The following is a 24,629-nucleotide window of genomic DNA, read 5'->3' on the forward strand; positions in this document are numbered from 1 at the left end:
ATGATTAGAGTTACACCACTTGGAGTAAATGGAGCATTTACAAAGTATTATCATAATAATTATGTGTTTGAATTGGGCGATAGGAAGTTACTCGTGGATACAGGTACTACACTTAGATATAGTCTTCAAGAAGCAGGATTTAAAGAATCGGACATTACTGATATTGTCATTACACATTTACATAGTGATCATGTTGGAGGCTTAGAAGAATTTGCACAGCGCTGCAAGTGGATTCATAACCATAAGCCTACCCTATGGATTAGAAACGAATTAGCTGGTGGATTAACTCAAATTATCTCTAATGGCTTATGTACGGACGGATTAAGCTTAGAAGATTATTTCAACATTGAATTCATTAAAGGTAATTTCATGCTAGGGCTATATGAAATTGAAACACTAGAAACAACAGATCTGCATGCACAGAATATGTTTTCTATGGGCTTAAAGATTAACGATATTCAAGAAGGTATTAACATTGTTTTCACTAGTGATATTGCTAAACATGAGGCAGCACAGTTTGATGGTTACTTTGACAGTAGTACGGTTGCACTATTCCATGACGTTTCAACAATCAAGAACCCTGTACACTCATACATAGAAGATGTAGTTATTTACTATAAGGATAAGATTCATGCGAGTAAAATCTATGGCATGCATTATCAAGACGATCTTAATATTACTGAGTTTAGTGATATATATGGTATAGAATTTGTTGAAGCAGGTCAGACACTTACTTTTATAAATAAATAAAATTGTAAAAGGGAGAATGAAAAATGGCACAAGTTAGATTTGATAAAGATGAGTTTCATGGTGAATTGCAATTCTATGTAGAGACATCTTTCGATGGTGGCTATCAAACAGAGTTATCTTTTAGTGAGTTTGACGATCTAAGCTACTACCTAAGAGCTTATTACTTTAACAATTACAAAGAATTGTTTCAAGATAGTGATATTGTCAGTTTAGTGTTAACTGGTATTTCATTTAAAGGTCGTAAGTATGGAGAATCAGAAAGCTTCTCTTTACATTTAGATGAAGGATGGAAGCGAGCCATAGTAAACTTTGATGAAAAGAAATATGGGGATTTAAATGTAGATAAGTTGAAAAGGATTAGAGACATTATTATTGAGTAAGATATATTATAGATTGATCCTGCATATAATCATAATTGAGGTGATTATATGAATAAAATATGTGTTCGATGCAATCAAGTAAAGAATTTTAGACACTTTTTGGGGGAGAAGCAGGTATGTAAACTCTGTATAGCAACGAAAACACAAGAGAAATTAGACAGTATTAGGAGCGTAGATTTAGGTATTAATGCGATTGATGAGTCTTTTGATGAAATTACTTTGCTCTCACCCACCTTAAGAGGCACAAAAAAGATTATGCTATCAGAGGCAATAGATTATGTTGAAAAAGGTAGTGCGCAAGTTCACAGCAGCAATACTATTTATCTACTTAAAAAAGATGATTATCAGCCAGACCCACTATTAAGAGAAATTGTGCTATCTAAAGATGATTATACCTGTCACTACTGTGGAAACGAGGGTGATACTGTTGATCATATAGTCCCGTATTCATCTGGTGGAGAAACAAAAGAAGATAATTTAGTTTGCTCATGTTTCGATTGTAATATCTTGAAATCCGACCTTAGTTACGACTACTTTAAGAAAAATTATAAGAGGATGAAATGGGAATATCAAAGAAAAAGGACTGCCAAAGAACAAAGAAGGAATAAGGCTTTAAAAAAGCATGTAAGGTACTACGAAAAACCGACAATTGATGAAATAAAGGATATTAAAACTTTAGCCAATACTTCATCAGAGAGTAAAGGAGGGCTTACTTTGGAGGAAATGATGAGAAAGGCGGGATTGAAATAGGAGACAATGAGTGACCATTCAACATTAGATGTGTAACTAGAATTAGAATGCTTGTGCAAGGAAGTTGATAATATATAGTTACACATCTAATCATAGTTAAATAATTTATAAAATAAACTAAAATAAAATTAACAATTTATTAAAATGGAGGCAATTAAATGTCAGAATTAAATCCAAATATCACTAATGATTATAAACACTGCAATCATCATCATGAATTAACTGAAAATCATCGCTTGGTTGATTTTGGTGATGGTGAGTTTGTTGCTAATGTCGATGCCATCCCGTTACTCAAAGCTCTATCTGATCTAGGCTTGCGGACTAGAACTCATCATGTTGATAAAGATGGTGGATTCTTTAGTATACTAGTCGAGCCAAATGTTAGCTTTTTCTTACGACAAGTTAATGAGGTTGACAGTGATCGAACAAAATACAATGGGAAAACCGAGGTTTTGATTTCTTGGCATAATGAAATGCATGATCAAACAAACTAACTATTTTAAGCGAGTGGGAAAGAGGTAATCATGAAAGGTATATTAAAAGAAGATACGCATCTTTAATAAACGATAACGAATATAAAAAGAATCAGCTAGTTGATGTTACAGAATTAGAAGGGTTTCCTAATTACTATGCCATCTATCATTATGGCGGATTAGATTGGATGCCTAAGAGGTTAGTGGTATTAAAATAAAATCACAAAGGTGGATATTATTATGAAAATCAAAAATGAATTTAAAACTGCTAGACAAAACACACAAAAATTAATTAATGCGTGCAATCAGGAATTACATGAGGCTAATGCTGAAGATAGATTAGTATTAGAAGCTATGTCAGATTTTTGTTGGACGATGGATAAGGCATTTTCAGATACTAGAAAAGCTTTTGAGCATGCAGAGAGCAGATTGAACAAAATTAAATTCCAATAAAACACATCTTTCATAAAAAAGGAGATTGATAAAATGGTTAATATGAAAATCTTTAAAACTTTACTTGAGTGTGCTTATGATTTAAATGTGACTCATTTCTTTAGCAGGGTTGAAAAATTTCATAGCGATTCAACTGGACATAGTTTCAGACATGTCTGTGATATCAATACTGAAGAAGGAGGTCTTCATATTTCATTGCACGAAGCACATTATGATTCAGATAAATATATTAATGCTGATATTAAAACCAGTATCAAATCTGTTACTGCCGAATCTGTTGTTGAACTAGTTAAAATGCAACTTGAGACAGAGGCTTTCTTGGGTCATGACGATTATAAGAGCTATCGTCATGAATGCAACCTTTTAAACTAGCTTTATAAATTCCAATAAAACAATCCTTTTATTGAAAGGAGGTATTTTGATGAATCAAGAAAATGAAACACTCGATAAAGACAGTGTTTGTGGGCTTTTATTGATGAGCTGCATAGCTACATCCTTAATAACCTTCGTAATTACTAAGCAATTTTATACAGGAGGTGTCTTCTTTGGTTGATTTCGATAAGTACATACGTCAAGAACCCAGTGTTTATAACGATAATTCGGTTGTTTGCTCTCACTCTAACAAGCCAACACAACCCGATGAAATCTTGCTTTTATTGAGAAATGGTGAAGTAATTAAGCCTGAGTACGATATTGATTACTTCTATGAGAATCATGTTGATGCAGAAGTTACTTTTGATGCAGATGGAAATATACGTACATATAAAGCAACGGATAAGCCACTATGAATAATACTAAATCATACGTAGCAATGAGATCACTTAAATTTGGTAATGGTCAATATTACATAATCAGAGGGAAGAAATATAAAGAATCAGTATTTGAGTTTGCTAGAGCAATAGCTAAGAGTGATAGTAGCTTGGAGTTTAAGGATGACAGTGGAGTTAAACTGAAGATTAGTGATGATAAGAACAGCGAGAATGACTATAGGAAGCTGTTTAAAGTGATGAAGGATATTGGGTATTAGCTGGCTTGATGGTTGTTAATTAAGCTGTCAATATAATAAATTAAAATTAATTAGGAGTGATAGTTTGAGTAAAGAATTAAAACTAATTTTAGATTTACCTACGAGTATCAATAAGCTCTATGTTAATCAGCATTCGTGGAATCCAAAAACAAGGACTAGAGTTCCTACTGGGAAGCGAGTAATGAGTTCGGAAGGTAGGAAAGTGAAAGAAAAAATTGCTAAACAGGCAAAAGAGCAGATTAAAGGTCAGGATTGGGACTTTGATTACACAAGAGACCACTACATATATCAAGACTCTGTGATGTACATGTCTCGCTCAAATCGTGATGATAACAACGTATACAAGCTCTTAAATGACACTCTAGAAGGTATTTGCTATGAGAATGATTCAAGAGTGCTCACAAGAACTCAGCGCATATACATAGACCCAAAAGACCCACATATCGAGGTCACATTAACTCCTGTTCCATACATAGGTATTTTCGATAATGAACAGCAACTACATAATTTTGAAGAAAACTGTAAGACGTGTACACGATACAAAAGGAATTGTTCTATTTTGAATAAGGCAAAAGAAGGACGTATCCAAGAAGACTTAGATGAGAAGAGTCTGGTGTGCAGTAAGTATAAGGAAGTAAAGAAATGAGAGTCATAGGACAATCAACAACTTACATATCAGTTAATATTAAAATAACAAAGAAGGTGGATAAGTGACCATCCAAGAATTAATCAACATGAGTGACGATAATAACGTAATCGTAATAGAAAGCAACAGTCCAACTATTGAAAATATTGTTAGGGCAACTTATAATCTTGGTAATGAGATCAAGAGTCTTAAGTCAACTATGAGAGCTGATTAATCAGCTCTTTTTTAGTGTATTTAATACGTTTAGATGAAACGGTTCACCCGTTTGCTATAGGTATCAATCCGAATGATGTACGTGTGACAACAAAATATAATGAATCTGATTTCCGCGTCGCATTATTTGGCACGATTCACGAGGGCGGTCATGCGCTGTATGAACAAAATATTTCGCAAGACTTGATCGGTACACCTCTTTGTGACGGAACGTCGATGGGAATTCATGAATCACAGTCATTGTTCTGGGAAAAGTTTGTCGGAAAGAACTTCGGCTTCTGGGAGCGCAATTATGACTTGCTGAAAAAGCATTCATCAGGCCAGTTTGATGATGTGCCGCTTGAAGATTTCTACTTTGCCGTTAATCAATCTAAGCGATCATTAATCCGCATAGAAAGTGACGAGCTGACTTATTGCCTGCACATTATTCTTCGTTATGAGCTTGAGAAAGCATTAATGCAGGGGGATATTGAAGTGCGTGATCTGCCTGGTCTGTGGAATGAGAAGATGGAAGAGTATTTAGGGATCAGACCGAGTCATGATGGTGAAGGAGTGCTTCAGGATGTGCATTGGTCGTTTGGTGCATTCGGATACTTCCCGTCATATGCATTAGGATATATTTATTCAGCTCAATTAAAAGAAGCGTTAGTGAGCGATCTTCCTCAATTTGATGAGCTGATCCGTACAGGAGAGTATGCACCGATTCAGAGCTGGATGACGGATAATGTCCATCAGTTTGGAAAAATGAAGAAGCCAGCTGATATTATTAAAGATACAACAGGCGGCGGCATTGACTCCAAACCGCTTGTTCGCTACTTAGAAGAAAAATATCGTCGCTTGTATAAATTTTAAGCAAGAGAGCTGCAGGAATGCAGCTCTCTTTATTAACTTAAATATATATAATTTCACTTACCATATTAAAAAATGATGATATATAGGACAGGTAACTAAACAAAGAACAACCAAATTGAATAGAATATAGCAAGTTATCCTATACTTGTGCTAGAGGTGATCATGTAGATGGATATTGTGATTTTCGAACCGAGAAAAGAGCCATTTAAAACAAAAATAAACAATAAACAAGAGATTGAACAAATACTTGGCGGTCCATACAGTGAGTTTATATACAAATCAAATGGAGAAGAGTATGCAGCTTTTTGTCATAAAGAAGGCTGGAGAAAGCATCGAGATGAAGTGGCAGCCGTATATGGAACCGTTATTCTTGCAGCAGGAAGCAGCCGACTAGAAGATGAGGATAAACATTTTTTATTTAACAATGGGATGGAAATTGAGAAGTGGGAAATCGCTCATTAAAAATTAGAGAGGTTACTATATTTATATAGGTTGTTTTATTCAAAAAGGGTGAGGGCAATCTGAGGTAGATACAGAACAAGGAGCTGACTAATCAGCTCCTTGTTTTTGGTGAGAAGATTTTTTAACTAAGAGAAAAGGTACATATAACAGTCCATACATAAAGAGAGCAATGAACTCAAGCTGAAAAATATACCATGGGTAAGGACCGAGGAAATCAAGAATGCTTGGTCCTTCTGGTTTGTGAGCTAAAAACATATAATTTGCACCAGTTAGAACGTTAATAAAAAAGACGAGAAGTGCAATTACATTTAAGGCAGCAAATGATTTTAAAGCTGATTTCCAAGTGATTCGGTATTTTTCAACCCAGACCATGTAGAGAATGGCTAGAATAATCGCGGTATGAGCGATGAAAAAATGAAAAAAACGATAATGAGGAAACGTATAAAATAAATCTGGTGTAATAATGGCCTGAAGCGCACCAGCTAGCCCAAAGAAATAGACGATTTCAAATATAAATGACTGACGCGTAATCAGCATATAAATACAAATAAATAAACTGATCGTACAAAGTTGTGCAGGTAGATGAAATCTCACATCCCAAATTCCGGATAGGACTGTCCAGGCGAGAAAACTCACTTCTGATAAAATCAGCAAACTTATCAGTGCATACCTGCCGAATGATTGCATGTACGGTTTATGGCGGTGTAGATAGAGCAGAACCAATAGAATAAGTAAGATACCAATAGAAAGCAGATGGGCTGTTGACAAAAAAAGAGGGGCCTCTGCATACTGCCCTGGAGCAAAAATCGTATCTATAAAACATCACCTCAAGTATTAGGTTGTTCGCTTTAGTTTACCATAAGTAAATAATGTTTATTTATGAAATTGAGAGTCTTGTGATCGCTTCTTTTCTAGCATCGTCTTGAACATGGGCATAAACTTGTGTAGTGGCAACCGATTCGTGGCCGAGAAGACTTTGAACGGTTAAGACATCCACTCCTTTTGCCACAAGTGCTGTAGCAAAGCTGTGGCGTAGTTTATGCGCAGTGATCGTTTTATGTTGGAGAGACGGTGCATATTGTTTTGCTCGGTGTAATTGACGCTGAATCATCTTTTGCAATGCGCTGACTGTTACCTGCTTCGTATATTCTTGGCTTTGAAAATCGTACCCAATAAACAGATGGTCTTCACTTTGCTCAGGTCTCGATTTTATTGGCAGGGAGTCAAGATAGTAAGTTAATACGTCAATTGTTTCAATGGAGAGCGGAATGCTGCGCTCTTTATTTCCTTTCCCTTGTATTTTAAGAATGTTCTCATCTTTATCAAAATCCTTCATCTTTACATTGGCTAACTCCGAAATTCGTAAGCCTGAACTAATTAATAAATAAATAACGGCATAATCACGCGCTAATAGTTTTTCTGCATACTTTTTTTGTCTGAATGATAGACTGCTAGTGTCTTTAACTGCTTTTAACAATAACTGAGCTTCGTTGATTGTCAAGAAAACAGGATCTCGCTTCCCGACCTTTGGACGCTCGACACCAAGAACTGGATTCGTCGTCGCTTCACCTTTTTTAACAAGGTAATCAAATAACGATTGCAAGGCAGAGATTTTTCGGTTAATCGTTCTCGGTTCATTTTCTACCTCAAGAGAGAGATAGGTAATGTAGTGTTCAATCGCTGCTTTTTCAATTTGTAAGAAATCTTTTAATGTGACAGCTGCTGGCTGGAAAGAGGGATCTTCTGAGACTCTTTTTACATAATGGAAAAAATAATGATAATCATAAATATATCTTTGGATCGTCTGCTTAGAATAACCGAGTGATACACGGCTTATGAGATATTGCTGGATAAATAGAGGAAGCTGATCTATTTTTCTATATTGCTGTTTAATTGCCTCTGGCAGGAAATCTGTTTTTAAATCAGTCTTTTTATGTAAATCATTTAATTTTGCAAAGAATGACACAATATTCACCTCATTAGTAGTTTAACGTAAAATATACGTTCTGTGAAATGTTGATTTCATCGAACGTAGATAATTAGTTTGGAAGATACTACTAAGAGTAATTGACAATCACCTGAATAAATTGTTAACTTAATATATAAATAGGTTAACAAAAAATCGAGACCTGGATTGAAGGTGATAAAATGCAACATGAGCATATATATTTCAGCGTCAGAATGAGAGCTGCACAAGGTGGATCTCATGAACAAGGAGGCAAGCATATCTCAGGCGGGGAAAGGATTGTTCCGTATCATGACCTCTCATCATGTATGACAGAATTAGCCGAAAAAGGCCTGAATCATTCGCGTGGCAAGCCTGACTTTATGAACATTCAATTTGAACAAATCGAAGAAGCGGTTAAATATGTGTCACCATTGCCTGTTGGTACCCATGTTGTATCTTCAGTAGCTGACGGGCAAGTGACCGCTCGCTCATTACTAACTGAAGCTGGGATTAAGCCTCAGGTAATTGAAGAAGCCTATTATGTGATATCAGAGCTAACTGAATTACAAGGGGCTCTTTTCATAGATGCTGCTACTGGTCAAAGGTTGGACGACCCTATAAAGAATGGAGTCAGAGTATCAAGGATGGATTGGCCTTTGGATGACTTTAGCTGCTGGTCAAACGAACACCAACTGTCGCCTAACATACGAATGAAAGAAGCTTTGACCTTAGCAACAAAAGTCACTCAACACCCTGCAACCATTGCTGAATTATGCTGGTCAGATGATCCTGATTATATTACTGGATATGTGGCGAGTCAGAAGTTTGGGTATCAGCGAATATCTCAGCTAAAAGAATTGGGCGAAGAGAAAGGCTGCCGTATTTTTTTTGTGGATCAAACGAAAATGAAAAACTTTGATGCTTATATAAATTATTTAACGACACAACCAGTGCTGATTCGTTGGAAGCAGGAGGTGATGGCTGATGAGTCTCGATCAATGGCTGGCCGAGCGGCTGAGTAATTCAAAGGACTCAGGTTTATACCGAACCCTACGTAAAATGGAACAAGCCCCGGGTCGCACGAATATCATTGATGGACGAAAGCAGCTTGTTTTTTCATCTAATAATTATTTAGGGCTAGCAGCAGACTTGAGAGTTGTAGAGGCTGCAAAGCTGGCGATAGAAGAGTTCGGTACAGGCAGTTCTGGTTCTAGATTAACGACTGGCAATGCATCGTGGCATGAAAAATTGGAAGGGAAACTAGCCTCTTTTAAGCAAACAGAGGCAGCATTATTATTTTCAAGCGGTTACTTAGCGAATATTGGTGTTCTCTCATCTATCCCTCAAGAAGGGGATATTATTTTAAGTGACGAGTTAAATCATGCAAGTCTGATTGATGGCTGCAGATTATCAAAAGCAGATAAAAAGATCTACCCTCATCTACATATGGAAATGCTCGAAAATCTATTAAAAGAGAGCATGCATTACAATCATCGATTTATTGTAACAGACGGCGTGTTTAGTATGGATGGAACGATTGCTCCTCTTGATAAGATCAGGCAACTGGCTGATACGTATGATGCTTATCTCATTGTGGATGATGCCCATGGAACAGGTGTAACCGGAGAGACTGGCATAGGGACATGTGAACGTTTTGGGGTTGCCTGTGATGTAATCATTGGCACATTAAGCAAGGCTGTCGGATGTGAAGGAGGCTTTGCAGCTGGTTCGCGAACCCTTATTGATTTTCTCAGAAATCATGCGCGAAGCTTTATCTTTCAAACATCGATCCCCCAATCGAGCTGTGCTGCGGCTTACACTGCATTAGCAATCATTGAATCTGATAAAAGCCGTTTGCAACAATTAAAGAAGCTTTCAAATCACATTTGCAAAGAATTAGTAGAAATGGGCTTTTATATCCGCGGGGAAGAAACGCCTATCATCCCTGTCATCATAGGTGATACCCACAAAGCTACTCAATTCGCAGAAAAGCTCCAAGCAAAAGGCATATTCGCACCAGCCATACGACCTCCTACTGTAGCGGAAGGGGAAGCACGAATCCGTGTGACAGTGACTGCTGATCATACAGAAGAAGATATTAACTACTTGCTGCATAGTTTCTATTTAATAGGAAGAGAAATGTGTATCATCCAAGATGCAAGGATAGGATCATCTAAAGGAGAGGGTCATGATGAATACCGTTAGCCAAACGAAAGCAAAACAGATTCGTCTTAAAAGAGATGACTTATTTAAAGATCCGTATGGCTTGTATAAACGATTACGCGAGAGAGGTCCGATTTATAAAGGAAGTATACTGAAGCAGCCCGGATGGTTTGTAACAGGATACAAAGAAACAGCCTACATCCTAAAAGATTCATCTTTTTTTACTCGCATTCCTTTACCTGAAGCGACAGAAAAATACAGCCACCTAAAACAAATTCAAAGCAAGATGATGCTTTATATGAACAAAGAAGATCACCGCAAGCTGCGGCTTCTTGTGAACGAAGGGTTCACACCCAAGCGAATAGCGGGATTCAGACCTTTAATAGAAGAGGTCGTTGATTCTCTTTTAGACGAACTTGTTGAAAAAGAAGAATTTGATGTTGTATCAGAATTCGCCTTTCCACTTACAAGCTTAGTTATCGCGACCATTTTAGGCGTGCCGGAAGAAGACCGGGAACCATTTCGAGATTGGGCAGCTTTATTGCTTCAATCAATTGATTTTACCCGTTCTCATAAAATATTAGAAGCAAGTGATCAATTAGCAGAAGAGCTGAGCGTGTACTTCTCCTCATTAATCTCCAAAAAAAGGGCGCAGCCGGGCGATGATCTTATTAGTACGCTGATCAAAGAAAATGATTGTACGGAAGGTGAATTAATCTCTACATTTATATTGCTTGTCATTGCTGGTCACGAAACAACAGTCAATTTAATTAGCAACACCATTTACACCTTTCTAAAGTACCCTGAACAATGGAAGGTATTAAAGGAAAACCCTTCTTTGGCTGGTTCTGCAATTGAAGAAGTACTAAGGTTTGAAAGTCCAACACAGCTAACGGCCAGAGTGGCGATGAAGGATACAGAAGTGGCAGGCAAACACATCACATGCGGAGAGCAGCTATATCTTATGCTCGGGGCAGCGAACCGAGATCCTGATGTATTTGATGAGCCTGATGAATTCCTCATTACAAGAAAAAAGGTTCCGCATCTCTCTTTTGGATTAGGTGCTCATTTTTGTCTAGGTTCCACACTTGCCAGGTTAGAAGCACAGATTGCCCTATCTCGGTTTAGTAAACGTGTTCACACGTATAACCAAACAAAGGCAGAAATTAAGTGGCGGCCGCTGACAGGATTTCGGGCCCTTGAAAAACTAAGAATCACAGTACAAACGTCTAACTAGTTCTCTTTGTCTCTTGATTAGCTAAATGGTAGAATCAAAGACAATGGAGGGGATTAAGATGAGTTATTATGATCTGAACATTTCAACAATTTTAATAATTAGCCCTATGTATGATGAATTAAAAAGATTGATAGAAAAAGAGGATCTAGAGCAGAGCTTTCGATTTAAAACTGAAGCTGAAGTTGCTGACGAAGATTTAGATTGGGCAGATGCCATCGCTTGCTTTAACACCCAAACGGATTTTAACTACAGTAAAGTGAAATGGGTTCATTCACTTGGAGCTGGCGTGGATCGTTTCTTACATAATAAAACCTGGGACCCGCAAGTATTACTGACAAGAACGATTTGTTCGTTTGGCCAAAGAATCGCTGAATATACGCTTAGCTATGTATTACAAGACATGCAGCACCATCATTTATTTCAAAAGGATGGCAGGGTGAAACGATGGAAGCCGCGCACACCTGGTTTATTAAAAAATGCAAAAGCAGTTATCTACGGTACAGGTGAAATTGGACAAGTAACAGCGAAAGTGCTCTCACAGTTTGGCATGGATGTGTACGGGGTTTCACGAAGCGGGAGGGAAAAAGACTTTTTCAAAAAAGTATTCACTATCGATCAACAAGAACTTACAGGTCAAAGCGAATGGAAGGATGCGGATTACATCATTAACACCCTGCCGCTTACCGTTGAGACGGAAGCTCTATTCAACGACCGATTCTTCTCACAATTTGCAGAAGCCGGCTTTATCAATGTTGGTCGCGGGGCCTCGGTAGACGAAGAAGCGCTTATTGAAGCATTAGATGAGGAAAGGCTGCGTTTTGCCGTCCTTGATGTATTTAAAGAAGAACCGCTTCCATCTGACCATCCTTTTTGGGAGCATCCTAACATTACGGTTACTCCTCATATCTCTGCTGTGACAACGGCTGATGAGGCTGTAGTTTGTTTTATTGATACGTTACGTAACATAGAACGAAACGAGAAGCTTGTTAATCAAGTGGATATTGAAAAAGGATATTAATAGCAGATTTAATATATTGGCATAAAAATTGCATTAAAAATAAGGGCAGGATTCGTTGTCGTATTGTCGAATGAATCTATGAAAAAAGAAAGTGTTAATATAGCGTTTCACAACATGAAGGAGGACAAGAGTTATGAGAGAAGTAGTAATCGTAAGTGCTGCGCGTACGCCGGTCGGAACATTTGGAGGGGCATTATCAAGTGTGCCTGCAGTCGATCTAGGTGCCGTTGCGGCAAAGGAAGCAATTAAGCGTGCAAATATCCAGCCGGAGGACATTGATGAAGTACTAATTGGTAACATTTTATCAGCTGGTCTTGGGCAGAACGTTGCTCGTCAAGTAGCAATCTATGCTGGTCTTCCGGAAACAACACCAGCCCTAGCAATTAATAAATTATGTGGATCTGGTCTTCGTACCGTTAGTATGGGAGCACAGTTTATCGCTTTAGGCGATGCTGATGTGATCTTGGCAGGCGGTGTAGAAAACATGAGCCAAGCGCCCTACGTAATGCCAAACGCTCGTTGGGGCCAGCGTATGGGTGATGGCAAATTAGTTGATACGATGATCTATGATGCTTTAACTGATAAATTTAATAACATTCACATGGGAGTTACAGCAGAAAATATTGCTGAGAGATGGGAACTTACACGTGAGATGCAAGATGAATTCGCTCTTCGCAGTCAAAATCGTGCTGAAAAAGCACAAAAAGAAGGCGTGTTCGCTGAAGAAATCGTTCCTGTGCCTGTACCGCAGCGTAAGGGCGAGCCAGTAATGGTCGATACAGATGAGCATCCTAAGCACGGGTTAACTCTTGAAAAGCTTGCTAAGCTGCGTCCTGCATTCAAAAAAGACGGCACCGTAACAGCTGGTAATGCATCTGGTATCAACGATGGTGCTGCAATGGTAGTAATAATGGCTAAAGAAAAAGCAGAAGAGCTAGGCATTGAGCCATTAGCAACGATTAAATCTTACGGTAATGCAGCTCTTGATCCAAAGATCATGGGTTATGGTCCAGTACCTGCAACGAAAAAAGCATTAGCTAAAGCTGGTCTTTCAGTTGAAGATCTTGACCTTGTAGAAGCAAACGAAGCATTTGCCGCACAATCACTCGCAGTGGTTAAAGACTTAGGTCTTGATCCTGAGAAAGTGAACGTAAACGGCGGTGCGATTGCTTTAGGTCACCCGGTAGGAGCTTCAGGTACACGCGTACTTGTGACCCTTCTGCACGAAATGAAGCGCCGCGATGCTAAGCGCGGTCTTGCAACCTTATGTATCGGCGGCGGACAAGGAACAGCATTAATTGTAGAACGTCCATAATTGATCTGCCATAAAGAGAGCCCATCATGGAGCTCTCTTTTTTGTGCTATACTATTGGGTATGACGCTAGATCTTACATGATTGTTAGTAAGGGATGAGGGATTGCTTTATGAACATGAAAGATTTTGTAGGTGCGATTGAGAGATCTTATGAGCAGATGGAGGCGATCATTCGCTCTCTTCCATTTGGTACGATTCTCACTGATTTAGATCAAACGATTCTCTTTCATAATGAAACGGTACAAAAAATATTTAAACGTCCTGCCGATAGAATCAATGGCGAAGTGTTAACGACGTACGTCGACCCGAATTTATTAGACGGGATAGCGGAAGGAACAAATATTCATATCGATTTTCGCGGTCACACATTTGTTTTGAGAAAAGAACATACGACGATTAATGATCAGCTTTACTACGTCTACTTATTTTCCTCCGTTAAAGGATTAGAAGAAATTCTTTCAGCTAGCAGTGAAAAAACCGAGCTGTTAGAAACGGTTATGGAGTTTGCGTTTGACGGCGTAGTCATGGTTGATAAAGATGGTTACATCACAATGCTGAGCAAGGAGTATGCTGAGTTTCTTAATGTGCGGGTTGAGGATGTGATCGGTAAACATGCAACAGACGTCATCGAAAATACACGGATGCACATCGTTGCAAAAACGGGAAAGCCTGAAGTAGCTGACTTGCAGCGAATTAAAGGTGATTACATGATTGCAACCCGTGTACCGATTATAAAAAACGGTGAAATTACAGGTGCTGTGGGCCGGGTGTTGTTTCAAAATGTAGGCGGTTTTAATTCCCTATATAAACGTGTCAAGCTGATGGAGACTGAGCTGAAGAAATATAAAGGTGAATTTCGCGAACAAAATAAGGCTACTTATACGTTTCATCATATAGTAGGCGATAGTGATTCGATTATAAAGGCGAAGCACCAAGCGGAACGAGCAGCGAATAGTGACTCGAATGTTTTGCTGCTCGGGGAGAGCGGTACAGGGAAAGAGCTTTTTGCCCATGCGATTCATAATGCCGGAAGTCGAGCGCCTGGTTCATTTGTAAAAGTAAACTGCGCAGCGATCCCCCCTGACCTTCTTGAATCTGAGCTATTCGGGTATGAAGAAGGATCCTTCACTGGTGCGAAAAAAGGCGGAAAGAAAGGGAAGTTTGAAGCAGCCGATGGGGGAACGATTTTCTTAGATGAAATAGGTGAGCTTCCGCTTCATATGCAAGTGAAGTTTTTAAGAGTGCTTCAAGAAAAAGAAGTAGAGCGTGTCGGATCAACGACTAGCAAACCGATTGATGTACGTGTGATAGCGGCCACCAATCGAAATTTAGAGGAAATGGTGGATAAAGGTGAATTTAGATTAGATTTATTTTACCGGCTGAATGTTGTTGCGATCCACATTCCTCCTCTTAGAGATAGAGAAAAGGATCTCGGACAATTATGCCTCCACTTCATTGAAAAATTAAATCCTATTATGAAGAAGAAAGTAGATGGCATCTCAAAAGATGCGCAGCGCCTTCTGCATCAATATAAATGGCCCGGAAATATTCGGGAGCTTGAAAATGTGATTGAGAGAGCATTAAATATGTTAGACAATGGAACGGTTATTAAATCAGAACATCTTCCGGCAAAGCTGACAGATACGCCTAGTAACCATTCAGTTGAACCGTTGACTGTTTCAATTGAGAAGGCAGAAAAGGGAGCCCTTATGAATGCTTTAAAACAAACAAAAGGCAACCGCTCAAAAGCTGCCTCCCTTCTTGGAATAAGCCGGTCTACCTTTTATGAAAAGCTAACAAAATATCAATTATAGACTCCACCTTGGAATTATTCCAAGGTGTTTTTTATTATTATATTGAGAAAACGCAACCTGTATTTACCAAGTGTTCGGATAACTAGACACTTTAAAGCGTTTTCAGAAAAGGTGTCCGGAAAACGATACGTTGACATTAGAGGTGTGTACGGAAAACAAGACAAAAAGGGCAATTATGACTGCTTAACTGAACGCTTGCTTTACTCCTTCTTAATGTAAGCCTTATCATTCCGTCTTTTTTTATAAAAATAAAAGTTGGCACACCTCTTGCATATACAACTTGCGTACTTTTCTTTATGTAAGGTAGAGAAAGCGTATTCATAGATGTTGTAGGAGGGAAAGGTATGATTAATAAGGTAAAAACTGCTGAAGAAGCCGTTCAAATGATTAAAGACGGTTCAACGGTTGCAACAGGAGGGTTCGTTGGGAATGGACACCCTGAAGCACTCACTTCTGCTCTTGAAGAGCGTTTCGTTAAAGAGCAAAAGCCTCAAGACTTAACGTTAATGTATGCAGCAGGACAAGGTGACGGGAAAGAAAAAGGATTGAATCACCTTGGACATGAAAAGCTTGTATCTCGTGTCGTGGGAGGACATTGGGGACTTGCACCGAAACTGCAAAAGCTGGCAATTGACAACAAAATTAAAGCGTATAATTTTCCGCAAGGAGTTATTTCACATTTATTCCGTGATATTGCAGCAGGCAAGCCTGGTACGTTAACACATGTCGGCCTTAAGACATTTGTTGACCCGAGAAATCAAGGCGGTAAATTAAATGAAAGTACAACAGAAGATCTTGTTTCTCTTATGGAGGTTGGCGGAGAAGAATATTTATTCTACAAAACCATTCCAGTTCATGTTGCGCTGATCCGCGGATCTTTTGCGGATGAGGCAGGAAACTTAACGCTTCATAAAGAAGCCGGAACACTTGAAATTCTATCCATGGCACAAGCGGCGAAAAACTCAGGCGGCATTGTCATTGCACAAGTTGAAAAAGTGGTCGCAAAAGGCAGCCTGGACCCACGTCTTGTTAAAGTGCCTGGTATTTTAGTAGACGCTGTAGTTGTAGCTGATGCTGAGCATCATATGCAAACTTTTGCTGAGCAGTACAATCCGTCATACTGCGGAGAAATTAAAGCAGTGAATCGTGACCTTCCTAAGTTGAAACTAGATGAGCGTAAAGTAATCGCACGTCGTTCTGCAATGGAACTTGAGCCTTATGCTGTAACAAATCTTGGAATCGGCATGCCTGAAGGTGTTTCAATGGTAGCAAATGAAGAAGGAGTCGATCATCTGATTAATCTAACGGTTGAATCAGGTCCGATCGGCGGAATTCCAGCTGGCGGAATGAGCTTTGGGGCTTCTATTAATCCAGAATGTATCGTTGATCAGCCTTATCAATTTGATTTCTACGATGGCGGCGGACTCGATGTTGCATTCCTTGGTCTAGCACAGCTTGATGGAAACGGAAACGTTAACGTTAGTAAGTTCGGACCGAAAATCGCTGGAGCAGGCGGATTTATTAATATCACTCAAAATGCAAAACGCGTGGTATTCTGCGGCACGTTCACAGCAGGAGGCTTAAAGGTAGATGTGAATGATGGGAAGCTTTCCATCAATAATGAAGGCAAAATCAAGAAATTCTTAGCTGATGTTGAGCACATCACATTCAGCGGAGAGTATGCAAATGAAACGGGCCAAACTGTCCTCTATATTACAGAACGTGCGGTATTTGAACTTGGAGAAAATGGTGTCGTCTTAACTGAGATTGCACCAGGTGTTGATCTAGAGCGTGACATCTTAGATCAAATGGACTTTAAACCAATCGTATCTGAAAATCTTAAAACAATGGATGAACGTATTTTCCGTGATGAGAAGATGGGTCTTGAACTCACAAACGGAAAAGCTGTTCTTTCTAATTAAGTCTACTAAGGGGGAGAAAGAATGTTAGGTATCGTTTTAGGTCTTGTATTATTAATGTTTCTTGCATATCGAGGCTGGTCAATCATCTGGGTTGCACCAATCACAGCTGGTGTTGTAGCAATATTCGGCGGCCTTGATCTCTTAGATGCATATAAAAATACGTACATGGAAGGCTTCGTAAACTTTGCGAAATTATGGTTCCCTGTATTTATGCTTGGTGCAATTTTTGGTAAACTGATGGAGGATACTGGTGCAGCTAGTTCAGTAGCTTCGATGATTACTAAAGTTATTGGTAAACAACGTGCGATTTTAGGCGTAATTGTTGCTTGTGCAGTATTAACATACGGCGGGGTTAGTTTATTCGTTGTCGTATTTGCGGTATATCCTTTAGCGATTGCGCTATTCCGTGAAGCAAATATTACACGCCGCTTAATTCCTGGTACAGTAGCGCTTGGTGCGTTTACGTTTACGATGACAGCTGTTCCTGGTACACCGCAAATTCAAAACCTTATTCCGACTGAGTACTACGGTACAACAGCAATGGCAGCACCATTTATGGGAATCATTGCAGCTCTTGTTATGGGTGTCGGTGGATATGTTTATTTAACTTGGAGAGAAAAGCAGACACGCGCTGCAGGTGAAGTGTTCACTGAGCCTAAAGGCCAAGAAATTAAGGAAATTGATGAAGCTAAGCTTCCAAATCCAATCTTGTCGTTCTTACCGCTTGTAGCTGTAATTTTCACATTGAATGTATTTAACTGGGATATCGTCGTGGCCCTTATCACAGGTATTCTGATGATTATTGTGTTCAACTTCAAGATGGTTTCTAAGTTTATCGACTCTGTCAACAAAGGCGCAAGTGGTTCTGTTATTGCCATTGTTAACACAAGTGCTGCTGTAGGTTTTGGTGCGGTTGTAAGAGCCGTTCCTGGATTTGAGAAACTGACTGAGTTTGTTATGGGTATTCAAGGCAGCCCGCTAATCTCTCAAGCTGTAGCAATTAACATTCTTGCAGGTTCAACTGGTTCAGCATCAGGCGGTATGGGGATTGCTCTAGAAGCATTAGGTGACCGTTACATGGAGCTAGCGGCTCAAACAGGCATTGACCCTGAAGCCTTCCACCGTGTAGCATCGATTGCATCAGGTGGTTTAGATACGCTTCCGCATAACGGCGCTGTTTTGACATTGCTTACGATTACAGGAATGTCACACAAAGATTCATATAAAGATATTTTCGTCGTTGGTTGTGCGATTCCAGTATTAAGTGTTATTGTCGCAATCATCGTTGGTTCAATCGGTATTATTTAATAAAACGATCATTTTAATCATTTCTAGGAGGAACAATTATGAAATTACAAGATAAAGTAGCAGTTATTACAGGTGCAGGCCGTGGAATCGGTGAAGCAACAGCATTTAAATTTGCTAAAGAAGGCGCAAAAGTGGTTGTAGCTGATATGAATGAAGAGGAAATTAACGCAACGGTTGCAGCAGTAAAAGAAATGGGTGCAGAAGCGACTGGCTTTGTTGTGAATGTTACAAACCGTGAAGAAGTGAAAAACTTAATGGCTCATGCGGTAGAGACATTCGGCCGTGTTGATGTTGTTGTAAATAACGCTGGGATTACAGCTGATGCACAACTTCTAAAAATGACAGACGAGCAGTGGGACCGTGTGATTGATGTAAACCTTAAAGGTGTATTCATGGTATCTCAAGAAGCAGCAGCGATCATGAAAGAGCAGCAAGGCGGCGTAATCTTAAATGCTTCTTCTGTTGTTGGTTCTTTTGGTAACTTCGGTCAAACAAACTACGCTGCAACAAAATGGGGCGTTAACGGTATGACAAAAACATGGGCAAAAGAACTTGGCCGTTTCAATGTACGAGTTAATGCAGTAGCTCCAGGGTTCATCTTAACGCCAATGACAGCAAAAATGCCTGAAAAAGTTTTAGATATGATGAAAGATAAGTCTGTTCTAAACGATTTAGGAACGCCAGAAGATATTGCAAATGGATATGCATTCCTTGCATCTGATGAAGCTCGCTTCATTACAGGAACGATCCTTAGCATCGATGGCGGGGTAGTCATTTAATTTCATAACGTATAGATAAAACAGCTGTTTAGTAAGCAGCTGTTTTATTTTTTCCAAAAATGAGCAAGAAAACCCTTTCATAATTCTGAATAGTTCGTCATAATAGAATGAGAGAGTGAGTGATGGAGATAAGATCGGAGTCAATTATGTAATAATTGATGGGGGTATGGTCTATGGAGAAGAAAACAGTAATCGTTACAGGCGGCAGTAATGGAATGGGTAAAGCAATGGCTAAGAAATTTGCAAGCCAAGGTGCATACGTCACGATCAGCGGACGTGATGAAGAACGTTTATTACAAGCTAAAAAGGAAATTGAGACCTTTGAGGGACAAGTCCTCCCTGTCGTAATGGATGTACGTGACCCGGAAAAAGTACAACATATGGTCGATGTGACAAAAGAAACATTCGGTCAAATTGATTATTTAGTAAATAATGCAGCAGGAAACTTCCTCGTACGAGCTGAAGAGCTCTCTGAGAATGGATGGAAGGCTGTCATTGATATTGTTTTAAATGGTACATGGTATTGTACACAAGCTGTAGGTAAGGAATGGATTGCTAATAAACAGCAAGGGTCAATCACTAATATCATTGCGACATACGCCTGGACAGCAGGCCCTGGTGTAGTGCACTCAGCAAGCGCAAAAGCAGGCGTTCTTGCAATGACACGTACGTTAGCCGTAGAATGGGGCAGCCAGTATGGCATTCGTTTAAATGCAATTGCTCCAGGTCCAATTGAGGATACGGGCGGCGCAGAGCGCTTAATTATGAATGAAGCAGCTCATAAAAAGGTGATCAACAGTATCCCTGCGAGAAGATTTGGGAAAGTAGAAGAAGTAGCAGGCCTTGCATCGTTCTTATTTTCTGAGGAAGCGAAATACATTAACGGTGACTGTATCACAATCGATGGCGGTCAATGGTTAAACGGTGCCTCTTTTCAATCGTAATACTTAGAAAGGGCCAAGAGTTCTTATGGACTCTTGGTTTTTTCGTGTGGTTTTGAATGGTTTTGGGGAGACTATTTATAAAGAAAATGTTTAAACAATCAGCGAATCGGGTATGAACATAATCTGCTTGTAGAAATATACGTGAAAGGAATTGAAGGAATGATCACATTTGACAACGTCTCAAAACAATATGAAGACGGTACAAAAGCAGTCGACACCCTTAATTTTACCGTTAATAAAGGTGAATTCTTTGTTGTTATTGGACCAAGCGGCTGCGGTAAAACAACTACAATGAAGATGGTAAACCGGCTGATTGACCCAACAGATGGAACCATCCGTATTAATGATCAAAACATTAAAGAAGGAGATATACATACTTTGCGCTGGAACATCGGATATGTTCTCCAGCAAATTGCCCTTTTTCCCAATATGACTGTTGCTGAGAATATTTCTGTGGTTCCAGAAATGAAAAAGTGGTCAAAAGAAAAAATAAAGAACCGAGTAGATGAGCTTTTAAATCTAGTTGGACTTGAACCGGAGACATATCGTGATCGTATGACGAATGAACTCTCAGGGGGCCAGCAGCAGCGTGTCGGTGTAGCAAGAGCACTTGCTGCTGATCCAGATATTTTATTGATGGATGAACCATTTAGTGCCCTTGATCCAATCAGCCGCGAACAGCTGCAAGAGGATATCCAGCAATTGCAGCATAAGATTCAAAAAACGATCGTCTTTGTTACCCACGACATGGATGAAGCATTAAAGCTTGGAGACCGCATTTGTGTGATGAAAGAGGGCAAAATCATTCAAATAGGGACGCCTGCAGAGCTGATGAATACTCCAGCTGACCCATTTGTGACACAGTTTCTTGGCAATCGTCAAGTAGATGCGGATAACAAAGCGAGCGAAAAGCTGACTGTCTCAGATGTGATGGACCGTAATGTTAATTTAGTTAATCATTCTGCTCTATCAGAAAAACATACAATCTCTCAGGATGAATCGATTGAGACTGCCTTTTTGAGGCTTAACGAAGGATCAGTTCCTTACCTCTTAGTAAAAGAGAACGAAGAAGTTGTCGGTACAGTAAGTTATGAGAACCTCGCTCGCAAATGGATGAAGGAGCGTGAGGCACAGTGAACACCTTAACAAATTTATACGACCTCTTCCTAGCAAGGCAGGATCTTTTATGGATTGCCTTATGGGAACATATTCAGCTCTCTTTAATCTCTCTTTTAATTGCTGTATTTATTGCGGTTCCGCTTGGCGTGCTTTTATCAAGAAAGCAGAAAATGGCTGAATTCATCATTGGGATCACAGCCGTTCTACAAACGATCCCTAGTCTTGCGTTGCTCGGATTTATGATCTTATTTGTCGGTATTGGGACAACACCCGCTATTATTGCTCTTACAGCGTATGCCTTGCTTCCTATTTTAAGGAACACCTACACAGGAATCAGCGAGGTTGACCCTGCTATCCGGGAGGCTGCGCGTGGGATGGGAATGAATTCCTACCGCAGGCTGATGCGCGTTGAAATGCCGATTGCCATGCCTACAGTCATGGCTGGTATTAGAACGTCTATGGTCCTTATTGTCGGTACAGCGACTCTTGCAGCCTTAATCGGTGCAGGAGGTTTAGGGGATTTAATTATGACCGGGATCCAGCGTGCAAATAATGAATACATCCTGCTCGGCGCAATACCAGCTGCCCTGCTCGCCTTGTTTTTTGATTTTGTGCTGCGAATAACTGAAAGCCGTTCAAAAGGATCATCCTTCATACCGATTGTAACAGTCGTCTCACTTGCCTTATTAATTGTCGTTATCCCGCCAATCGTTTCTAGCCAAGGAGGCGGTGATGCAGGTACAAGACTTACTGTAGGTGGTAAAGAAGGAGCAGAGCCGATTATTATCGGTAATATGTATAAATTATTAATTGAAGATCAAACAGATATGACGGTAGATGTTCAAGGGAATTTGGGCGGTACTGATTTTGTCTACAATGCCTTGCGTGTGGGTGACATCGATATGTACCTCGAATTCTCCGGAACGGTAGTCGGCGACCTCTTAAATATTGAGGACTTTAGCTACGATGAGCGAGAGGCATATGAGCAGGCTCGTGATGGCATCTATGAAGCAGAACAGCTTGTTTTCTTAGAGCCGATGGACTATCACAATACGTATGCGATTGCTGTTACAAATGAATTTGCCGAAGAATCAGGGGTTAAAACGATTTCTGACTTAGCTCCTTATCAAGATGAGCTCTCGGCAGGGTTTACGTTCGAATTTGTCGATCGTCATGACGGTTACCCTGGCCTGCAAGAGAAGTACGGCATCTCATTCTCCAGCGTTCAATCAATGGAAGCAGCTCTTCGCTCTCGTGCGCTTGTGTCAGGAGATGTGGATGTGATTGATGCGTATTCAACAGATGCTTACTTAGTTGAATATGAATTGGTTGTATTAGAGGATGACGAACAATTGTTCCCTCCATACCAAGGAGCACCATTACTTCGTGAAGAAACACTTGAAGAACATCCAGAACTTGAAGAGATTCTAAATCAACTAGCAGGCATGATTACAGAAGAAGAAATCCAGCAAATGAATTATCGTGTAGACTATGATGATGAAAACCCAGAAGATGTTGCAAGAGAGTTCCTGCAAGAAAAAGGATTAATTCAATAAGCTGATTGTTAAAAAGGAAAAGCGGCAGCTCACATGAGGCTGCCGCTTTTATAGTGGAATAAAATGTTCATTTTTATCTGTATGAATCGCCAGCTGCTGCCATTTGTCATTTAAATAGCGTTTATCAAGATCCAGAATCTCATCAGGGTGGAGTCCTGCCCGTATATAGGCCGCAAAATCCCATACAGATTCTTTAATTTCCTGTGAATTATTAATCGCGATCACTTTAAGAGATTCAATTAAAGCATTGAGCACTGAAAGGTCTTCACAGCCATACTGTCTAATTTGATAGAAACAGCGATATAGGTAGTCATTAAAGCTGCGCTCCTGAAAGATCACACGCAGATTTCCGTTCGAATCATTATAATAAGCTCTATGCAGGTTTTTTCGCGAAAGAACCGTTAATACTCTCGCTAGTGCACGCACACCGCTGACTGCCGTATTGGGGTCATTTATTCCTGGTGATAGGGCACGCAACGTGATTTCTACTAATTTCGTGAGGCCAAAGTCAATATCCTGAATAGTTGCCCGCTCCCCGCCAAGAAGAATATGTTTTGCGTACAAGGTATGTTTTTCCTTTGGCAAGGCTCCATATAATTCAAATAATACGCCGCCTTGCTCGATATAATTGCCAAGTCCCGCTTCTACTTTAAGAATAATATTATCCGCTTCTGCTTGGTCCGTTAAGCCATTCACATCAATGACCTGCACATATCCATTTTCTTGTGCAAAGATATAATGCGGGTTATGAAGAATCAGCTCCTCGCTTTCCCAATCCCGCCACGGCTCATCTTGCTCAACTGTTTGATTGTCCTCGTAATAATGTTCAATCGATTGGATCGTATTTTCAGTGATTTTGTGAATTAAGTTGCTCACTTGTATCCATTTACCGACATGGTGAACAAAATAAACAAAGAAGCCGACACAGACAAACGCATACGCGACGGCAATCGTTGGTGAAATAAACATTTCTGTTGGGTGATTAGCTCTTAAGATAAGTAAAAGCAAGAGGGAGAATAAAAACCCACCAATAAACACACCTAGTATTCGCTGCGTATGAACATCTGTCATAAAGTTTTGCATCGTGCGCGGTGAAAATTGGGATAAATATGTTGTTAAGACGACCATAATGGTCGAAAAGGAGATCGTTGTCATTGTAAGCAAGGAAGAAGAGATCGTACTTAACAGAGTTTGAGCTAGGGAGATATCGGTTATAAGAAATGCAGGGAGCTTGGTGAGCAGAGTGCTGTGTGTGATAACATATTGATCTGCTAAGTAGCTTATCACCGCTAAAACAATTGAAGCGATACTGTAGACAGCAGGGATAAACCAAAATTGATTTCGCAATTTTATTAATAGCGGATGCACATTTCCTCCCCCTCTTAACCCGTTTTATGTAGTATGTACGAAAAGGTTATCTCTTATTTTGGCAGGAATAAGAGCAGCAAATCTTGAAGAAGGTAAAGAAGTCCATATACGATTTTAAGATAAAAAAGGAGTG

25 protein-coding genes and 1 pseudogene are annotated in these 24,629 nt (G+C 39.7%); 23 read left to right on the plus strand and 3 right to left on the minus strand.

Features of this window, described 5'->3' with window-relative positions; all coding sequences use genetic code 11:
• The 11 genes and pseudogenes from PQ478_RS09410 to PQ478_RS09460 all read left to right on the plus strand — a co-directional run bounded on the left by PQ478_RS09410 (window position 1) and on the right by PQ478_RS09460 (window position 6,006).
• A complete protein-coding gene (locus tag PQ478_RS09410; protein WP_289236648.1) occupies window positions 1–750 on the plus strand; it encodes an MBL fold metallo-hydrolase in 750 nt (249 codons plus the stop codon).
• A gap of 23 nt (window positions 751–773) precedes the next feature.
• Complete coding sequence (locus tag PQ478_RS09415; RefSeq protein ID WP_289236649.1) at window positions 774–1,130, plus strand: hypothetical protein; 357 nt, start codon at window positions 774–776, stop codon at window positions 1,128–1,130.
• Window positions 1,131–1,178: 48 nt separating this feature from the next.
• A complete protein-coding gene (locus tag PQ478_RS09420; RefSeq protein ID WP_289236650.1) occupies window positions 1,179–1,880 on the plus strand; it encodes an HNH endonuclease in 702 nt (233 codons plus the stop codon).
• 158 nt (window positions 1,881–2,038) lie between these two features.
• Complete coding sequence (locus PQ478_RS09425; RefSeq protein ID WP_289236651.1) at window positions 2,039–2,374, plus strand: hypothetical protein; 336 nt, start codon at window positions 2,039–2,041, stop codon at window positions 2,372–2,374.
• A 219-nt stretch (window positions 2,375–2,593) separates the two neighbouring features.
• Window positions 2,594–2,806: a hypothetical protein gene (locus PQ478_RS09430; RefSeq protein WP_289236652.1), complete on the plus strand. Its 213-nt coding sequence runs from the start codon at window positions 2,594–2,596 to the stop codon at window positions 2,804–2,806.
• 33 nt (window positions 2,807–2,839) lie between these two features.
• Window positions 2,840–3,178: a hypothetical protein gene (locus PQ478_RS09435; protein WP_289236653.1), complete on the plus strand. Its 339-nt coding sequence runs from the start codon at window positions 2,840–2,842 to the stop codon at window positions 3,176–3,178.
• Between the two features lie 49 nt (window positions 3,179–3,227).
• Window positions 3,228–3,359 carry a hypothetical protein gene (locus PQ478_RS09440; RefSeq protein ID WP_289236654.1) on the plus strand — a complete coding sequence of 44 codons (132 nt, stop codon included), beginning with the start codon at window positions 3,228–3,230 and terminating at the stop codon, window positions 3,357–3,359.
• Window positions 3,352–3,594 (plus strand): hypothetical protein, encoded by a 243-nt coding sequence (locus tag PQ478_RS09445; RefSeq protein ID WP_289236655.1) that lies wholly within the window; start codon window positions 3,352–3,354, stop codon window positions 3,592–3,594. Before PQ478_RS09440 ends, PQ478_RS09445 begins: the two co-directional genes overlap by 8 nt.
• Before the next feature lie 303 nt (window positions 3,595–3,897).
• Window positions 3,898–4,479, plus strand: a complete 582-nt coding sequence (locus PQ478_RS09450; RefSeq protein WP_289236656.1) for a RusA family crossover junction endodeoxyribonuclease — start codon at window positions 3,898–3,900, stop codon at window positions 4,477–4,479.
• A gap of 240 nt (window positions 4,480–4,719) precedes the next feature.
• Window positions 4,720–5,544: pseudogene (locus PQ478_RS09455) on the plus strand (carboxypeptidase M32); the annotation flags it as partial.
• A 168-nt stretch (window positions 5,545–5,712) separates the two neighbouring features.
• Window positions 5,713–6,006 carry a hypothetical protein gene (locus PQ478_RS09460; RefSeq protein WP_022627316.1) on the plus strand — a complete coding sequence of 98 codons (294 nt, stop codon included), beginning with the start codon at window positions 5,713–5,715 and terminating at the stop codon, window positions 6,004–6,006.
• 87 nt (window positions 6,007–6,093) lie between these two features.
• Here PQ478_RS09460 and PQ478_RS09465 read toward each other — a convergent pair whose 3' ends face one another.
• Window positions 6,094–6,774: a YwaF family protein gene (locus tag PQ478_RS09465; RefSeq protein ID WP_012958622.1), complete on the minus strand. Its 681-nt coding sequence runs from the start codon at window positions 6,772–6,774 to the stop codon at window positions 6,094–6,096.
• Between the two features lie 109 nt (window positions 6,775–6,883).
• Entirely contained in the window at window positions 6,884–7,972 is a 1,089-nt protein-coding gene (locus PQ478_RS09470; protein WP_289236657.1) for a tyrosine-type recombinase/integrase, read from the minus strand.
• A 182-nt stretch (window positions 7,973–8,154) separates the two neighbouring features.
• Here PQ478_RS09470 and PQ478_RS09475 point away from each other — a divergent pair, with 182 nt between their 5' ends.
• The 12 genes from PQ478_RS09475 (at window position 8,155) to PQ478_RS09530 (ending at window position 23,128) form a co-directional block, all read left to right on the plus strand.
• The gene (locus PQ478_RS09475; RefSeq protein WP_289236658.1) at window positions 8,155–8,976 is read left to right on the plus strand and encodes a 6-carboxyhexanoate--CoA ligase; all 822 of its coding nucleotides are present in this window, start codon (window positions 8,155–8,157) and stop codon (window positions 8,974–8,976) included.
• A complete protein-coding gene (gene bioF, locus PQ478_RS09480; protein ID WP_289236659.1) occupies window positions 8,939–10,159 on the plus strand; it encodes an 8-amino-7-oxononanoate synthase in 1,221 nt (406 codons plus the stop codon). The genes PQ478_RS09475 and bioF overlap by 38 nt, the downstream gene beginning before the upstream one ends.
• A complete protein-coding gene (locus PQ478_RS09485; RefSeq protein ID WP_289236958.1) occupies window positions 10,146–11,354 on the plus strand; it encodes a cytochrome P450 in 1,209 nt (402 codons plus the stop codon). Before bioF ends, PQ478_RS09485 begins: the two co-directional genes overlap by 14 nt.
• Before the next feature lie 58 nt (window positions 11,355–11,412).
• On the plus strand, window positions 11,413–12,372 hold the full coding sequence (locus PQ478_RS09490; protein ID WP_289236660.1) for a D-2-hydroxyacid dehydrogenase: 960 nt from the start codon (window positions 11,413–11,415) through the stop codon (window positions 12,370–12,372).
• A gap of 133 nt (window positions 12,373–12,505) precedes the next feature.
• Window positions 12,506–13,687: an acetyl-CoA C-acetyltransferase gene (locus PQ478_RS09495; RefSeq protein WP_289236661.1), complete on the plus strand. Its 1,182-nt coding sequence runs from the start codon at window positions 12,506–12,508 to the stop codon at window positions 13,685–13,687.
• A gap of 109 nt (window positions 13,688–13,796) precedes the next feature.
• Window positions 13,797–15,500, plus strand: coding sequence for a sigma 54-interacting transcriptional regulator (locus tag PQ478_RS09500; protein WP_075682276.1), 1,704 nt, complete (start codon window positions 13,797–13,799; stop codon window positions 15,498–15,500).
• Window positions 15,501–15,844: 344 nt separating this feature from the next.
• Window positions 15,845–17,422: an acyl CoA:acetate/3-ketoacid CoA transferase gene (locus tag PQ478_RS09505; RefSeq protein WP_289236662.1), complete on the plus strand. Its 1,578-nt coding sequence runs from the start codon at window positions 15,845–15,847 to the stop codon at window positions 17,420–17,422.
• 21 nt (window positions 17,423–17,443) lie between these two features.
• Window positions 17,444–18,730: a GntP family permease gene (locus tag PQ478_RS09510; protein ID WP_289236663.1), complete on the plus strand. Its 1,287-nt coding sequence runs from the start codon at window positions 17,444–17,446 to the stop codon at window positions 18,728–18,730.
• Window positions 18,731–18,768: 38 nt separating this feature from the next.
• Entirely contained in the window at window positions 18,769–19,509 is a 741-nt protein-coding gene (fabG, locus tag PQ478_RS09515) for a 3-oxoacyl-[acyl-carrier-protein] reductase (protein ID WP_289236664.1), read from the plus strand.
• A gap of 173 nt (window positions 19,510–19,682) precedes the next feature.
• Complete coding sequence (gene fadH, locus PQ478_RS09520) at window positions 19,683–20,453, plus strand: 2,4-dienoyl-CoA reductase (RefSeq protein WP_289236665.1); 771 nt, start codon at window positions 19,683–19,685, stop codon at window positions 20,451–20,453.
• Window positions 20,454–20,612: 159 nt separating this feature from the next.
• Window positions 20,613–21,590 carry an ABC transporter ATP-binding protein gene (locus tag PQ478_RS09525; RefSeq protein WP_289236666.1) on the plus strand — a complete coding sequence of 326 codons (978 nt, stop codon included), beginning with the start codon at window positions 20,613–20,615 and terminating at the stop codon, window positions 21,588–21,590.
• The gene (locus PQ478_RS09530) at window positions 21,587–23,128 is read left to right on the plus strand and encodes an ABC transporter permease/substrate-binding protein (protein WP_289236667.1); all 1,542 of its coding nucleotides are present in this window, start codon (window positions 21,587–21,589) and stop codon (window positions 23,126–23,128) included. Before PQ478_RS09525 ends, PQ478_RS09530 begins: the two co-directional genes overlap by 4 nt.
• 48 nt (window positions 23,129–23,176) lie before the next feature.
• Here the strand turns inward: PQ478_RS09530 and PQ478_RS09535 are convergent, their stop codons facing one another.
• The gene (locus PQ478_RS09535) at window positions 23,177–24,496 is read right to left on the minus strand and encodes a DUF2254 domain-containing protein (protein WP_289236668.1); all 1,320 of its coding nucleotides are present in this window, start codon (window positions 24,494–24,496) and stop codon (window positions 23,177–23,179) included.
• Between the last annotated feature and the right edge of the window lie 133 nt (window positions 24,497–24,629).

This window comes from Alkalihalophilus pseudofirmus (genome assembly GCF_029094545.1).
In the GTDB taxonomy this organism is placed as follows: Bacteria; Bacillota; Bacilli; order Bacillales; family Bacillaceae_D; genus Alkalihalophilus; species Alkalihalophilus pseudofirmus.